This window comes from Pedobacter sp. KH_004, from assembly GCF_057840755.1.
Genome location: NZ_CM174519.1, coordinates 853,057 through 868,680 on the forward strand (window position 1 = coordinate 853,057; position 15,624 = coordinate 868,680).

Consider the following 15,624-nt stretch of genomic DNA (forward strand, 5'->3'; position numbering starts at 1 on the left):
GAATTGACATCAAGCTGTTCATTTAAATATCGTAGATAAGATGATCGTATTCTCCACCCATAAATTTCTGAGTATTTTGCTTTTTAAAGCCAGACTTTTTATAAAGGTTTTGTGCAATCAGGTTATCTTTTTCTACCAGTAAACCAACCTTCTGATGTCCAAGCGCTGAGGCCCAGTCTATACCAGCCTGAATTAATGCTTTGCCAATTCCTTTGCCCTGTGCTTCTGGAGCAACGCTCAAGGTATCGAAATAAAATTCTCCTGATTGAGTTTCCGGCTCCGGTTCAAAGTTTTTTAAATTGTGCTTCTCTGCCACATATTCCAGGAAACCTTTTCGCAATGCAAGTAAATCGCCGCCATTGTAGGCATTTAATGCACCAAGAACTTTGTATTCCTCCACATATACTATTGTGTTTTCGTAACTGTATTGATTGCCGTTCTGCTGAAAGAAATGTTTGAATAATTCGAATATCACTACTGAATCACCAGAGTTGGCAAACTTAGCAGCCAGTTCATCCATCGCTAAAACAATTAATGGAACTACCGCATCTGCATCACCTGGTTTTGCTGGCCTAATCATCTAAATTCACTCAATTTAAATGTTTGATCCACCCGTATCCCTTTTTCAGTTCTTTGTAAAGTACAGCACTCGTTCAAAGGATCATGTTCTAAATAAAGAATGTAGTCGTTATCGACAGCTTCATTTAAAAAGGCCTGTTTTTCGGTTAATGTTTGCAGTGGAAACATATCATAAGCCATTACATAGGGCAGGGGTAAATGACCAACAGATGGTAAAAGATCGGCCATGTAAACGATGGTTTTTCCTTTGTATTTTATTTTCGGCAACATCATCGCATCGGTATGGCCGTAAGCAAAAGAGATATTAATGTTGGGTTGCCATTCGATATTTTCTTTTTCTTCTACAAACTGAAGTTGCCCACTTTCTTGAATAGGTAGAATGTTTTCTTTTAAAAATGACGCTTTTTCGCGGGCATTTGGCTCTACAGCCCATTGCCAATGTTTTTCGTTACTCCAATACCGGGCATTTTTGAAAGTAGGGGATAGCTTGTCATTCTCCCGCTTAATGGCCCCGCCAACATGATCAAAGTGCAGATGTGTTAAAAATACATCGGTGATATCATCCAATCCGAAACCCAATTTAGCCAGTGATGTTGTGATTGAATCATCTCCATGCAAATAATAATGACTAAAAAATTTGTCATCCTGTTTATCGCCAATTCCGGTATCAACCAAGGTAAGCCTATTTCCGTCCTCAATTAAAAGGCAGCGCATGGCCCATGTGCAAAGGTTGTTCGAATCTGCCGGATTGGCTTTTTGCCAGATTGCTTTCGGAACGACACCGAACATGGCGCCACCATCCAGTTTAAATAGGCCTGTGTTTATAGTATGGAGTTTCATTTGCTAGTATTTAATATCAAGTATTTCGTATCAAAATGTGAGTTGGCTATCAAGTTTTAAAAATACAAAAACCCTTTAGAACTAACTAAAGGGTTTTCGTGTTTTGACTAAAGACTAAAGAGTCCCGACTTACAAGTGGATAACTTCACCGTAAGCATCTGCAGCAGCTTCCATAATGGCCTCACTCATTGTTGGGTGAGGATGTACAGATTTTATCATTTCATGACCAGTGGTTTCTAATTTACGTGCAACCACAATTTCTGCGATCATTTCAGTAACGTTAGCACCAATCATGTGTGCGCCTAATAATTCACCATATTTGGCGTCAAAAATTAATTTTACAAAACCATCTTTTGCACCAGCAGCACTTGCTTTACCGGAAGCTGAGAATGGGAATTTACCAATTTTCAATTCGTATCCAGCTGCTTTCGCTGCTTTCTCAGTATAACCCACTGAAGCGATTTCTGGAGTGCAATAAGTACAACCCGGAATGTTGTTGTAATCCAAGGCTTCTACATGCTGACCAGCAATTTTCTCCACACAGATAATGCCTTCTGCAGATGCAACGTGTGCCAATGCCTGGCCACCAACTACATCGCCAATAGCATAATATCCTTTTACAGAAGTGTTATAGAATTCATCAGTAACAATTTTACCTTTTTCAGTTTTGATTCCAGTTTCTTCTAAACCGATATTCTCAATGTTTGCTAAAATACCAGCTGCAGAAAGTACAATATCAGCTTCAATAGTTTGCATGCCTGATGCCGTTTTAACAGAAACTTTACAGCCAGCACCAGCAGTATCAACTGATTCAACCGAAGCTGAGGTCATTACATCGATACCCACTTTTTTCAAGCTACGCAATAATTGTTTAGATACATCTTCGTCTTCTACCGGAACTACGTTTTCCATAAATTCTACGATAGTTACTTTTGTGCCCATTGTAGCATAGAAATAAGCAAACTCCACACCGATAGCGCCTGAACCTACCACAACCATGCTTTTTGGTAATTCTGGCAAAACCATTGCCTGGCGGTAGCCGATAATTTTTTTACCGTCTTGTTTCAAGTTTGGCAATTCTCTTGAGCGAGCACCAGTTGCGATAATGATATTTTTTGCTGTAAGTTCTTTTTGAGAACCATCTGCACCTTTAACTTCTAATTTATTTCCCGGTTTCACTTTACCGGTACCCATCACTACGTCAATTTTATTTTTCTTCATTAAAAATTGAACGCCTTTACTCATACCATCGGCTACGCCGCGGCTACGTTTTACAACTGCTGCGAAATCTGCTGTAGCACCCGCTGTAGTAATACCGTAATCTGCAGCATGGTTAATATATTCGAAAACCTGAGCGCTTTTTAATAATGCTTTTGTTGGGATACAACCCCAGTTTAAACAAATACCACCTAATGATTCACGCTCTACAATGGCAACTTTCATTCCTAATTGTGAAGCTCTGATTGCAGCTACGTAGCCACCTGGGCCGCTGCCTAAAACAATAACGTCGTAATTCATCTGTTTTTTCTAGTTTATTTTTTATCTGTCAGATGGAACTTTCCATAATTAAAACATCAGTTAGTGACGTTTTGCAATTTAATTATGGACGGTTCATATCTAAAAAAGACTTCTTTTAAGTTGTTTTTTTATGTTGGTAATCTCCCGGGTTGGGAGAAGGCTCTTTGAAACAGATTTCCCTCGCTTTAATAAATTATATCAGCATTACAGTTAAAAAACTTTTGTTTCTTATAATCCCCAAAACTAAAAAAAAAATGTTAATTGGCACTGATGAATATGAGATCCCATGTCAAAATTCTGAATTTGACATATTACTTTCATTAGCTGTTTTAATTATCGTTAAAAAAGATTTCTGAAATGCTAAATCATCATATAAAAACGAGCTTTTGAAGGTTAAGTAATAAATCCATTGTCCGAATATTATTTTTTAGGATAATTTAATCGCTTCATTCAGTATTAGTCAACAATTTGTAAGATTTAGAGGGCTAAAGGTGTAAATGTTTACATACTTTTTTTGTGAAATTCAGCAATAGATCTTTTTTTGATTCGATAATGGCAAGATTATATGTGATTTTTTAAGGAAAATTCAATATTGCTTACAAACGATTGATAAAGTGAAAGTTAAAGGACTTATTAATGATGTTAATTGTTGAAAAGTTTTGGAATGCTTAACGATAATTTAACATTGGATGTTAAAATGTGTTAAATATTATTAAGTACATTTGCGCCAATAAATCACCCCCGATTATTATTCAACAAACAAAAAACATTTAAAAAAACAAAGTATGAACAAATCTTTACTTTTAAGATTAGTACTCGTTATTGTTGCAGTTGTAGGTCTTACTTTCGGTGCTAGTGCACAGGTAACCACATCATCAATGACAGGAACAATTAAGGATGCTAGTGGTGCCTTGCCAGGTGCAAGCGTTAAAGCTACACACACGCCAACAGGTTCCGTTTACACGGTTTCTACAAACGCTGATGGTAGATTTACCATAGGCGGTATGCGTGTTGGTGGTCCGTACACGGTTGAAATTAGTTTCGTGGGTTATAAGCCTGCAAAATTATCAGACATTTATTTGAAATTAGGTGAGCCTTACTTACTTAACTTAGTGTTAGTTGATAATAGTTCAACATTAGCTGAAGTTAAAGTGGTTGGTCAAAGCACGAACAGCATATTAAATTCAAATAGAAATGGAACATCAACTGTAATCGGAAAGCAACAAATTCAAGCATTGCCTACCATTTCGCGTAGTGTAAACGATTTAACTCGTTTAACGCCGCAGGCTAATGGACAATCAATTGGTGGTGGTAATTACCGTTCGAACAACTTTACGGTTGATGGTGCGAACTTTAACAACCAATTTGGTATCGGTCAGAATATTCCTGCAGGTGGTTCGCCAATCTCAATTGATGCATTAGAGCAAATCTCAATCAATGTTACACCATTTGATGTTCGCCAGACTGGTTTTACTGGTGGTTCAGTTACAGCTGTAACTCGTTCAGGAACTAACTCATTTTCTGGTAATGCCTTTTACACCATGCGTGGTGAAGAACAACAAGGAAAAAGAATTGGCGAAAGCTTTAGAATTCAAAATCTTCAACCTTTAGATGAGAAAAATTATGGATTTAGTTTAGGTGGTCCAATTGTTAAAGATAAATTATTCTTTTTCGTTAACTACGAGAAGAAAAGAACTGAACAGCCTGGAACACAGCGTTTAGCTGCTACTCCTTCTAATCCTTACGATCCGGCTAACCCTAACGTAGTTAGAGCCGATGCATCGTTTTTAAATGAAGTTTCTTCGTATTTGAATACAAGATATGGATATCAAACTGGCGGTTATGAAGGTTACTCAAACATCAGTGATAACGAAAAAATGTTCGCCCGATTAGATTGGAATATTTCTAAAAGCCACCGTTTCAGTGTGCGTTATAACCAAGTAGAAAGTCAATCACCATTTTCAGCAAGTACTTCAGTTACCAATTCTGGTGCAACGGGTAACTTAGGCTATCTAAATTCAAGATCTGGAAATCAGCGTGAGGCTGGTTTGCCATTTGAAAACTCAAATTACTACCAAGCGGCTAACTTATATTCTGCAGTAGCTGAATTAAATTCAAACTTTGGAAGTAAAATTACAAACGTAGCTCGTGTAACTTACTCTCATCAAAACGATCCTAGAAATTCTGATAGTTCTCCATTCCCTTTGGTTGATATTTTGGATGGAACGCAAACAGGAAGTACAGGAGGTAATGTGTTAACAACTTTTGGTTATGAACCATTTACTTACGGAAACTTACGTGATGTGAAGGGTTATACTTACAGTGATGATTTAAGTTTAGCTTTAGGTAAACATAACATTACTTTAGGTTTACAAGCTGAGTTTAGTACCACAAAAAATGGTTTTCAACGTTTTGGTACAGGTTTCTATACTTTCAGAACTTGGGATGATTTCGTGAATAACAGAATGCCACTACAGTATTCAGTTACTTATCCATTAACTGCCGATGGTTCACAAGCTTTCCCGAGCTTTAAATTTGCTCAATATTCAGCTTATTTACAAGATGAGTTTTCGGTTACAGACCGTTTAAAATTAACAGCTGGTTTGCGTATTGAACAGGCTACTTATCCTGAGGCTGATGAAATTCGTACTCACCCTTTAGTGGCTGCTCAAACATTTGCAGGCGGTCAGAAAGTAGATACTGGTGTTTTACCTGAAAACAGACTTTCATACTCCCCACGTTTCGGATTTAACTGGGATGTATTGGGAGATCGTTCATTACAATTACGTGGTGGAACTGGTATATTTACTGGTCGTGTGCCATTTGTATGGATTGTTTCTCAATCTAGTGATGCTGGATTATTACAATATTCTCAAGTTTATTCAAGTCTAAATGGTGGTACAGTGCCTTTGTTTAATCCTAACATTGCACCTAATTTGTTAACCACAACAAGGCCTCCAGCTGGAACAACTATTCCTGGAACAATTAGTGTAATGTCTCCAGATTTAAAATTCCCCCAAACTTGGAAATCAAGTTTTGCAATTGATGCTAAATTACCATGGGGTATCGTAGGTACATTAGAAGGTATTTATGGAAGAGATTTGAATGTTGCTGTAGCTAAAAACATCAATTTAGAAAACCCTATAAATCTTGCGATTTCGGGATATCCTGATACTAGACCAATATATGCGAATTCGGTATCAGCAAGACAAGTTGTAGATATTAACGCTGGAGGTATTCCAACTACTAATGGTTCAGGTGCATTAAATGTTTACCAAATGACTAATGCAAAAGGTGGTTATACCTGGCAAGCAACTGCACAATTAACAAAACAATTTAGCAGTGGAGTATCAGCAATGATTGCTTATACCCGTTCAGATCAACGTAATTATGGTGATGGAGCAGGTGATCAGTTGGGTAACTTATGGTCTATTCCACAAACATCTGGTAACCCAAATGAGCCTACATTAAGTTATTCGAATAACTTAACCCCTGATCGTATCATTGCAAGTGTATCTTACCGTAAAGAATTTTTGAAAAATTTAGCTACATCTGTTTCTGTATTTTATGAAGGAGCGCAACAAGGTAGATTCTCTTATACTTATGGTGCAGATATTAACCGTGATGGTGTTAATGGTAATGATTTAATCTATATTCCAAGAGATGCAAGCGAAATTACTTTCGTGGCGCAAACTGTAGGAAGTGGACCAAGTGCAAAAACCTACACCGCTGCTCAACAAAGTGAAATTTTTGAAGCCTATATCGCTCAAGATAAATATTTAAGCGCACACAGAGGTGAGTATGCAAAACGTAATGCTGCTACTTCACCTTGGAGAAATCAGTTTGATCTTCGTTTAGTTCAAGAAGTTTTTAAAAACGTAGGTAAAACAAAAAATTCAGTACAATTTACCGCTGATATTTTCAATGTGGGTAACTTATTAAACCGTAAATGGGGTAATGTTAATTTCGTGAATAACGCAGCAGTTTTAGTTCCAACAAATACTGGTGCTGTAAACAACACTACAAGGCCAACATTTAGGTTAGCGAGTTCAAGTGGAGATGTTGTTCGCGAAACATTTGGTACTTCTCAAACGATTTCTTCTACTTACTACATGCAATTTGGTATTCGTTATAACTTTAACTAATACTTAATTAACTAAATAAAACAAAGCCCCGACTGAAAAGTCGGGGCTTTGTTTTTTAAAGATTTTTAAAAAGTCAAAACCTTTTCTATCCGATAGAATTGTATATACATATACTGTAAAACTAAAATACAACGATATGAGCAGTTCAAAACAAACCCATGACCACGATACCATTAAAAAGTGGGTAGAAAAACATGATGGCGTACCTGCAGTAGTTGCAGATACAGCTGATGGAAAAGGCGGAGGACTTTTAAGAATTCATTTCCCTAAAAATAGTAAGAGTAGTGATTTGGAAGAAACCGACTGGGATAATTTCTTTAAAGTATTTGATGATAACGAGCTCGACTTTCTTTATCAGGAAAAGAAGGCTGATGGAGAAGAAAGTACTTTCCATAAGTTTGTAGAAAGAGAATAAACGTAAGTAAAAGCCTCTATCATCCAATAGAGGTTTTTTATGACTTAAATTTTGAGCATTTATTCTTATCTAAAATTACGGGCTTGCGGAATGGAAATTTCCTGGTCTGTTTTGCGTACCTGAGTTCTTTTATTTTCGACAGGGAAAGGAGCCGTTTTTTCATCAGAACGGGAAAGTGTTAACAAAGAGGAATGATCATTCTCTTCCTTGCTTAATTTTCTTAATAGCGGAGTAAGATCGAAGCAACGTTTTACAATAACATGGATCACTTCGCCTTCTCTTTGTAGTTTTCCCTCTACCATGAGTAACCTGGCCTGCAAAATTTCTTTTCTATATTTTATAAATAAGCTTTCAAAAACAACCAGGTTTGAAAATCCTGATTCATCTTCTATAGTAATAAAACAAACTCCACCAGCTGTTCCAGGTCTTTGCCTCACCAATACGAGTCCGGCTACCTTTAATGTTGTTCCATCCTTAATTTCTGTTAAATCTTTATTGGCTGATACCCTCAACAAATTCAATTGCTCCCGTACAAAGCTTACCGGATGTGCTTTTAATGAAAGTGAAGTAGAAGCATAATCTTGAATCACATGTTCGGAGGTAGACATGAGCGGGAGGGACGTTTGTTTTTCTAGCTGACTTTCTGCTGCCTGATCTTTAAAGAGTGCAATTGGTCTATCGGCCAGGGCAGAAACTTCCCATAAAGCCTGGCGCCGATCAAAACCTAAAGAACGAAAAGCATCAGCGTCTGCCAAACGTTCCATTGTGGCTAATGATACACCCACATCCAATAGTTCATGAATATTCTGATAATGCTTTATCCGATACGTGGTTAGCGCTTCAATATCTTCTGTTCTAATGCCTTTAATTTGTCTGAAACCTAAACGCAAAGCGTGATATTTCCCAACCAGTTCTTCCAAGGTATTATCGAAATAAGAGTAGTTGATATCAATCGGGCGAACCTCAACATTGTGCTTTCGGGCATCGATTACTATTTGCGCTGGCTGATAAAATCCCATGGGCATACTATTTAATAAAGCCGCTGCAAATACATCGGGGTAATAGCATTTTAACCAGCAGGAAACATACACCAGGAGCGCAAAACTTGCAGCATGACTTTCTGGAAATCCATAACTTCCAAAACCCTCCAGTTGCTTAAAAATTCGTTTTGCAAATTCTTCATCGTAACCTTTAGCTACCATTCCAGAGATTAATTTTTTCTCGAACTGCGTAACCATACCTTTCAGTTTAAAGGTTGCCATGCTTCTACGCAATTCATCGGCTTCAGTAGGTGTAAAACCGGCAGCTACGATGGCAATTTTCATCGCCTGCTCCTGAAAAAGTGGAACTCCCAAAGTTTTATTTAAAATTTCTTCCAGTTCTTTTGAAGGATATTCTATCACTTCTTCTTTGTTTCTTCTGCGCAAATAAGGATGAACCATGTCGCCCTGAATAGGACCAGGACGTACAATTGCCACTTCAATTACCAGATCGTAAAAGCATTCTGGTTTCAATCTGGGTAACATAGATTGTTGGGCCCGGCTTTCTATCTGAAATACGCCAATGGTATCTGCATGGCTAATCATTTTATATACTTCCGGATCATCATATTCGTTAATTTTAGCCATAGAAAGATCGAGATTGTAGTGTTGTTTTGCTAAATCGAAACCTTTTCTAATGCAGGTTAACATACCTAAAGCCAAAATATCTATTTTTAAAAAACCCAGTGTATCAATATCATCCTTGTTACATTCAATATTGGTTCGATCAGCCATGCGGGCATTCAATATCGGGCAAAGATCGGTCAGTTTACCCTGCGTAATCACAAAGCCGCCTGTATGTTGCCCCAGCTGACGAGGGAAGCCCATCATTTGTGCAGTAAGTGAAAGTACTTTTCTTAATAGTGGATCATTAGGATTAAGCCCTTGCTCTGTTAACCTGTTCCCCTCAAACCATTCATCGGTAAACTCCCAAATGGATGCCGATAGCCTGTTAATGGTATCAACAGATAAGCCCATCACTTTGCCAACATCTCTAATGGCTCCTTTTTGTCGCTGTTGGGTAACGGTTGCAACAATCGCGGCCCGATCTCTGCCATATTTATTATAGATGTATTGAATCACTTCCTCACGGCGTTCATGCTCAAAATCTACATCTATATCGGGTGGCTCATTCCTGGCTGAAGAAACGAAACGTTCAAAAAGTAAATCAAATTTTGTTGGGTCTACCGAGGTTATGCCCAGGCAATAACAAATGGTAGAATTTGCAGCAGAACCGCGACCCTGGCAAAGAATTTTTTGCCTTCGGGCGAAACTCACAATGTCATAAACGGTAAGAAAATAAGAAGCATATTCCATTTCCTTTACAAAATTCAGTTCATAGTTAATGTTGTCTACAATTTTTTGCGGCAAATTTTCACCGAAAATTTCATGTGCACCTTTCCACGCTAAATGGGTTAATTCTTCAAAAGGAGAGCGCTCTCCGTTGGTTATCTCCTCCGGATATACGTATTTGAGGCTATCTAAACTAAACTGACATGTTTGCGCAATATGTACGGCATTTTGAAGCGCTTGTGGATATTGCCGGTAAAGCCTTAACATCTCTTCTGGAGTTTTAAGATGGCGTTCTGCATTTTTAAACAAATGAAAACCGGCGGCATGAATGGTGCATTTCTCACGAACACAAGTTAGCACATCCTGCAGCTCGCGTCTTTCTGGCGTATGGTAATACACATCGTTGGTTGCCACTAAAGGAATCCTCAATTGATTAGCAAGCGATGTTAAACGAAACATCCGCTTTTGATCTTCGCCCTGATAATTCCTGGAAATAGCTAAATAAAGCTGATCATTAAGGTTGTGTTTATATTCTGCCAAAGAATTTTGGAAATCGGTTTCAAAATCAAAATTTGCAGATAAAGTATCAGGAGGAATGGCGATAAATAAAATGCCGGATGAATGTTGATATACATCCTCCCTGTAAAGCAAACAGCTTCCTTTTTCGGTACGGAGGTTGCCAAGACTCAGCAATGCTGATAATTTAGCATAGGCTGCCTGGTTTGTAGGGTACGCAAGCAAACTTGGGCCATCCTGTAGGTTCAACCGGCAAGCCGGAATAATATTGATTTCATGTTTTCTAGCGGCGGCATGTGCTCTAACTATACCGGCCAGGGTATTATGGTCGGTAATGGCAATTTTAGAATAGCCCATTTTTGCGGCCTCTTCTACCAATTCCTCAGGATGTGAAGCACCTTTTAAAAAGCTAAAATTGCTGGTGATTTGAAGTTCTGCATATTCCATAACTATTTAAGCAAAAAAACCATGAATAAACCAACGCGAATTCTGGGCGGAATAATGACCGGCCCTAAATAGCCAATAACGGCAACCCTGATCATCTTCTACAATATAATAATCGCGGTGCTCTCCGCTTTCAACCCACCAAGAACGCTCTATCCGCTCTGGTCCATCTGCTTTTTTAATGGGATGAAGTTTCCCTTTGTAAATAAATAACAAAGGATGATAATCTGGAATTGGTGCAGTAACCTGGATATGTTCTGGTTGATGCAGCAATTGGATTGGTCTTCCTAATGGATTATGCCAGGGTAAATCATTGTTTTCAGTAAGAGAATCTGCTTTTTTTATAGCACGTTCCGGCCAATAATTGGCTTCAGGAATAAAGCGGCGAATAGCTTTCGGTCCCACTTTTCCGGCTACACGATCGAGTAAAGCAGAAAGTGATGGATTTTGGAGTCCGGATTTAGTAAGCCATAATTTTTCCTGTGGCAGTTCAACAGGTTCAGTTTTACTTGCTGATAAGGTAAAAAGTTCTACGCCTAAACCTGGCGCTAGTTTGTCAATATTTAAAGCAAACAGCTTAAATAAATGATCAGCTTCGTTGCTGCTTTGATGGGTTCCGATTGCTGTACGGATAATTTTTCCATCTATACGGAAACCTTTTAATTCTGCCTTGCGTAAACCGAGTCCATCGTTTTTTAATCGGGTACAAATTTGTTCCAGTAGCTTTTTAATGGCTATTTCTATTGCGGTAGCAGTTCTTATGGGTTCAAGGCAAGGCAATCTTTCTTCATATTCAGGGATAATTATTACAGGATCAAAAACTTCAGGTAAATCACCAATGGCCTGGCCAATGCGATTTAATAAATTTTCTCCAAATCGGCGACGCAACACACTTCGCGGCATTTGAATAAATTGCGCTATTTTTTGCAGGCCAAGTTTATTCAAACGCTCTATGGTAGGTTGCTCCAGCCGGAGGGATGCCGCTGGCAGTGGCAATAAAGCATAATATTGTTTCCTGGCGGGAACGATGTTTTCCTGGCTCGAAAAACGAGCAACTGCCCAGCTAGTTCCAATGGTATCGGCAATGGCCAATTTGGTAGTGTATCCAATTTCAAGCATGCGATTACTGATCTGGGCAAGATAATGCGCTTCATTGTTCCATAAATGCGCACATCCGGTAATATCAAGCACAATTCCATCTGGAGCATCAATGGCTACCCAGGGCGTAAACCTGATGAACCACTCTGCCAGTCCTTTTAAAAGTTTGATATTCCGGTCAGGTTTATCATCAAAAACCTCAATCTCATGTACCAGTGCCCGGGCATCAGCCAAAGGCATGCCCACTTGTATGCCCTGTCTTGCTGCTAAAGCGTTACAGGCGGTAATTATAACGCGACCGTGTACCGGCGCCGTAAAAACGAAAGCGCATTTTTTTAGCTCCGGACGGCGGATACAAAGCCAGTCCGTTAGTAAAAACGGAAACCATATACTTGCAAAACGCTTTTCCATACTAACTTGCCTGAAGTTTTTTAAGAGGTTGAAGAACTTTTTGAACCTGGTTGAGGTGTTGAAATGTAGTACCGTTCCAGGCCACCTCAAAACTTGCAGGCTGTGCATTTCTAACTTTAAGTAAATTTACCGACCAGGAAGGATGACCTACACCAGGCATGCCATCGGGCAACAAACTGGGTAAATGCTTAATTTGCCATCGGGCCAAACAAGTGGTGTTGCTAACTTGCTGCGGGTTATTTCGTAAAATAAAAGCGGGTACTTTACTTTTTTCAATTACCAATTGTAGCCTTCGAGATTGGCTAAAACTAAGCTCAGAAATTTCTGCGACCACAGCGCTTAAATTTTCACATTTTAAGGCTTCTTCTAAAACCCATAATATTTCTTTTTGATGATTGAGATCGATAAAAATAATTTGATCGGGTTTTAATGCAAAACGCTGCATAGCAGGAGGAAAAAGATTTCTGGAACTGCTAATCCAGATGGATGGACTACCGGTTTCCATTAATGCAGAGAGTAATGCGTTTATAAAGCCAACACTTGCCGCTGTATCTTCGGTTTCAATAGCAATAAATTCATGAATGCCCTCCAATGGAAAATTTTTATTCGGAAATGCATTTGCAAACAAACTCAATTTAGGTAAACTATTTTCTTGAATGCTTAATGCGCTATAGCCCTGCAAACCTAAAATTTGTTTCTTTAAATCTTCAATTAAGTGCCGTTTAGATTCCTTTACCATAATCAACCTCCTGTTTTGAATTTAGTAAAGGCAAATATAATGCTAAAAATATTAGTAATTTATAAAAAGTTTTGCACCTTTGTAGGCGTTATGGAACAGTTAAGTTTTTTTGCTGAAGCAGGACAATCCATTGGCTTGCCATCGGATATTTTAACCTATAAAAACAACTTTATTGGGAAAACGGAAAGCGATTCACTTTTAATTCATTTAATAGAGAATACACCATGGAGACAAAAAGTAGTGCGGTATTACGATAAAGAGATTACTACGCCAAGGTTATCTGCCTGGTATGGGGATGCAGAGCAGTTGGATTATACAGCATTAGGTAAATCGATTCCTTTGTGTTGGACTGATGAACTATTGCAGCTAAAATCTATGGTAGAACCTGCTGCCGGCATCACCTTTAATTCGGTATTGCTTAATTATTATAGAGATGGGCAGGATTCTGTAACCTGGCACAGTGATAATGAAACCGTAATGGGCTCTCATCCTGTGATTGCATCTTTGTCTTTTGGACAGGTTAGGTCTTTTGATATTCGCCTAAAAGCAAACCACTCAGAAAAATATTCTATTAAATTAGAACATGGCTCATTGCTTTTGATGAAAGGTGATTTACAGCAAAAGTGGGATCATCGGATTGCGAAATCTAAACTATATATGAAACCCAGAATTAACCTCACCTTTAGAAATATTATTAACCCTTCATTATGATTAAGCTTCATTATATTCATGAAGACCCAACTGAAAGTTTAGGTTTCTGTGCCTATCTCTTGCTACAGGAAGAAAACCAGCAATCATTTATAATTTTAAATGATGATGAAATATTGGGTCAGATAGAATTGATTAACGGATATTGGCGAAACCTGAGCGACCAAAAACTTGATGAACAATTTGTACAATCAATCGGCAAATTTTTAAAAGGACAACAGTTTCTAAAATTACCCAAACTGATTAAAGATCGTTGGCCAATGTGGGTAGAAGAGGTTATTGTTCAATCAGAATCTATGTATCTTATTGTTGCTAAACCCAATATCGAATTTCATTCTTTGAAAAGATTTTCCGTGATTTTATTCCTCAACTTGTTAAAGACGAATGGTTGATTTGTTTTAAAGTTTACGATGCAAAATTTGAGGCTGGATTTGAATTCGAAGTTTAATTTAAATCTTGATAAAAATTATAATTTATCAATGGCTGTAAAATTACAATTTTAAAGAAAACAAAAATGACGCTTGATTTTTCAAGCGCCATGGTTAGCTATTTCTTAATTATAGATAAAAGTTCCTTTTTCACTTTCGATGGTAACCTGTTTTTGGTTACCTTTTTCAACGCGACCAATAATTTGCGCATCAATGTTAAAGCTTTTTGAAATCTCTATAATATCTTTTGCAATTTCTTGTGGAACATATAATTCCATGCGATGACCCATATTAAAAACTTTATACATCTCTTTCCAATCTGTACCAGATTGTTCTTGGATGAGTTTAAATAGGGGTGGAATAGGAAATAAATTGTCCTTAATCACATGGATATCATCATTGATAAAATGGAGTACTTTTGTTTGAGCACCACCACTGCAATGAACAATTCCATTAATTTGTTTGCGGTATTGTGATAATATTTTCTTAATCACCGGTGCGTAAGTTCGTGTAGGAGATAAAACGAGTTTGCCAACAGTAGTTTTACCGAAACCTTCAATTTCAATCTCATCAGTTAGCTGCTTTTGACCTGAAAAAACCAAATCAAAAGGTACAGCAGGATCGAAACTTTCAGGATATTTATTGGCAACAGATTTCTCAAAAACATCGTGACGAGCAGAGGTTAATCCGTTAGAACCCATTCCTCCATTGTATTCTGTTTCGTAGGTTGCTTGTCCGTAAGAAGCTAAAGCCACAATTACATCACCTGGTTTGATGTTATCGTTACTGATTACATCTTCACGCTTCATGCGGCAGGTTACCGTAGAATCTACGATAATCGTTCTTACTAAATCGCCAACATCGGCAGTTTCGCCGCCGGTAGAATAAATAGAAATTCCCTGTTCCCTTAAATCAGCCAGAATTTCTTCTGTACCGTTAATTACAGCAGCAATTACTTCTCCAGGTATTAAATTTTTATTTCGTCCGATGGTAGATGATAAGAGGATCTGATCAGTGGCGCCCACGCAAATCAAATCATCAATATTCATGATGATTGCATCTTGGGCAATGCCTTTCCAGATGGAGATATCTCCTGTTTCTTTCCAATAAACATAAGCCAGAGATGATTTTGTTCCGGCACCATCGGCATGCATGATATTACAAAAATCTTCATCGCCACTTAAAACGTCAGGAATGATTTTGCAGAATGCTTTCGGGAAAATTCCTTTGTCGATATTTTTGATGGCATTATGCACATCTTCTTTTGAGGCAGAAACGCCACGTTGATTGTACCTGTTATCACTCATGTTGGCGCAAAGATAAGGGAAAAAGTCGGGAGTCAGAAGTCGGGAGTCAGAAGTTTTTGGTGGTTAAAATTTTAGTTTTGTTCGTTTATATTAACTAACTATAAACGGCCGTCATCCTGAACTTGTTTCAGGAACTTGATAGC

General features: G+C 38.1%; 11 protein-coding genes. 4 read left to right on the forward strand and 7 right to left on the reverse strand.

Going from position 1 to position 15,624, the window contains the following annotated elements:
• Positions 1–22 precede the first annotated feature (22 nt).
• From AC3ITD_RS03945 to lpdA, 3 genes are all read right to left on the reverse strand, one after another.
• On the reverse strand, positions 23–580 hold the full coding sequence (locus AC3ITD_RS03945) for a GNAT family N-acetyltransferase (protein ID WP_489364156.1): 558 nt from the start codon (positions 578–580) through the stop codon (positions 23–25).
• The gene (locus AC3ITD_RS03950) at positions 577–1,419 is read right to left on the reverse strand and encodes an MBL fold metallo-hydrolase (protein ID WP_489364158.1); all 843 of its coding nucleotides are present in this window, start codon (positions 1,417–1,419) and stop codon (positions 577–579) included. Before AC3ITD_RS03950 ends, AC3ITD_RS03945 begins: the two co-directional genes overlap by 4 nt.
• A gap of 129 nt (positions 1,420–1,548) precedes the next feature.
• The gene (lpdA, locus tag AC3ITD_RS03955; RefSeq protein ID WP_489364160.1) at positions 1,549–2,937 is read right to left on the reverse strand and encodes a dihydrolipoyl dehydrogenase; all 1,389 of its coding nucleotides are present in this window, start codon (positions 2,935–2,937) and stop codon (positions 1,549–1,551) included.
• 785 nt (positions 2,938–3,722) lie between these two features.
• On the opposite strand from lpdA, the gene AC3ITD_RS03960 reads away from it, so the two are divergent.
• A complete protein-coding gene (locus AC3ITD_RS03960) occupies positions 3,723–7,082 on the forward strand; it encodes a TonB-dependent receptor (protein ID WP_489364161.1) in 3,360 nt (1,119 codons plus the stop codon).
• Positions 7,083–7,218: 136 nt separating this feature from the next.
• A complete protein-coding gene (locus AC3ITD_RS03965) occupies positions 7,219–7,497 on the forward strand; it encodes a hypothetical protein (RefSeq protein ID WP_489364163.1) in 279 nt (92 codons plus the stop codon).
• A 65-nt stretch (positions 7,498–7,562) separates the two neighbouring features.
• Here the strand turns inward: AC3ITD_RS03965 and AC3ITD_RS03970 are convergent, their stop codons facing one another.
• The 3 genes from AC3ITD_RS03970 to AC3ITD_RS03980 are packed head-to-tail and all read right to left on the reverse strand — an operon-like array spanning position 7,563 to position 13,038.
• Entirely contained in the window at positions 7,563–10,793 is a 3,231-nt protein-coding gene (locus AC3ITD_RS03970; RefSeq protein WP_489364165.1) for an error-prone DNA polymerase, read from the reverse strand.
• A 6-nt stretch (positions 10,794–10,799) separates the two neighbouring features.
• A complete protein-coding gene (locus AC3ITD_RS03975; protein WP_489364167.1) occupies positions 10,800–12,299 on the reverse strand; it encodes a Y-family DNA polymerase in 1,500 nt (499 codons plus the stop codon).
• 1 nt (position 12,300) lies between these two features.
• Positions 12,301–13,038, reverse strand: coding sequence for an ImuA family protein (locus AC3ITD_RS03980; RefSeq protein WP_489364169.1), 738 nt, complete (start codon positions 13,036–13,038; stop codon positions 12,301–12,303).
• 39 nt (positions 13,039–13,077) lie between these two features.
• On the opposite strand from AC3ITD_RS03980, the gene AC3ITD_RS03985 reads away from it, so the two are divergent.
• Together AC3ITD_RS03985 and AC3ITD_RS03990 are read left to right on the forward strand one after the other, a co-directional pair.
• On the forward strand, positions 13,078–13,749 hold the full coding sequence (locus tag AC3ITD_RS03985) for an alpha-ketoglutarate-dependent dioxygenase AlkB family protein (RefSeq protein ID WP_489364171.1): 672 nt from the start codon (positions 13,078–13,080) through the stop codon (positions 13,747–13,749).
• Positions 13,746–14,138 (forward strand): hypothetical protein, encoded by a 393-nt coding sequence (locus tag AC3ITD_RS03990; RefSeq protein ID WP_489364173.1) that lies wholly within the window; start codon positions 13,746–13,748, stop codon positions 14,136–14,138. Before AC3ITD_RS03985 ends, AC3ITD_RS03990 begins: the two co-directional genes overlap by 4 nt.
• Before the next feature lie 161 nt (positions 14,139–14,299).
• Here AC3ITD_RS03990 and AC3ITD_RS03995 read toward each other — a convergent pair whose 3' ends face one another.
• Positions 14,300–15,481, reverse strand: a complete 1,182-nt coding sequence (locus AC3ITD_RS03995; RefSeq protein ID WP_489364175.1) for an AIR synthase related protein — start codon at positions 15,479–15,481, stop codon at positions 14,300–14,302.
• Positions 15,482–15,624: the final 143 nt, after the last annotated feature.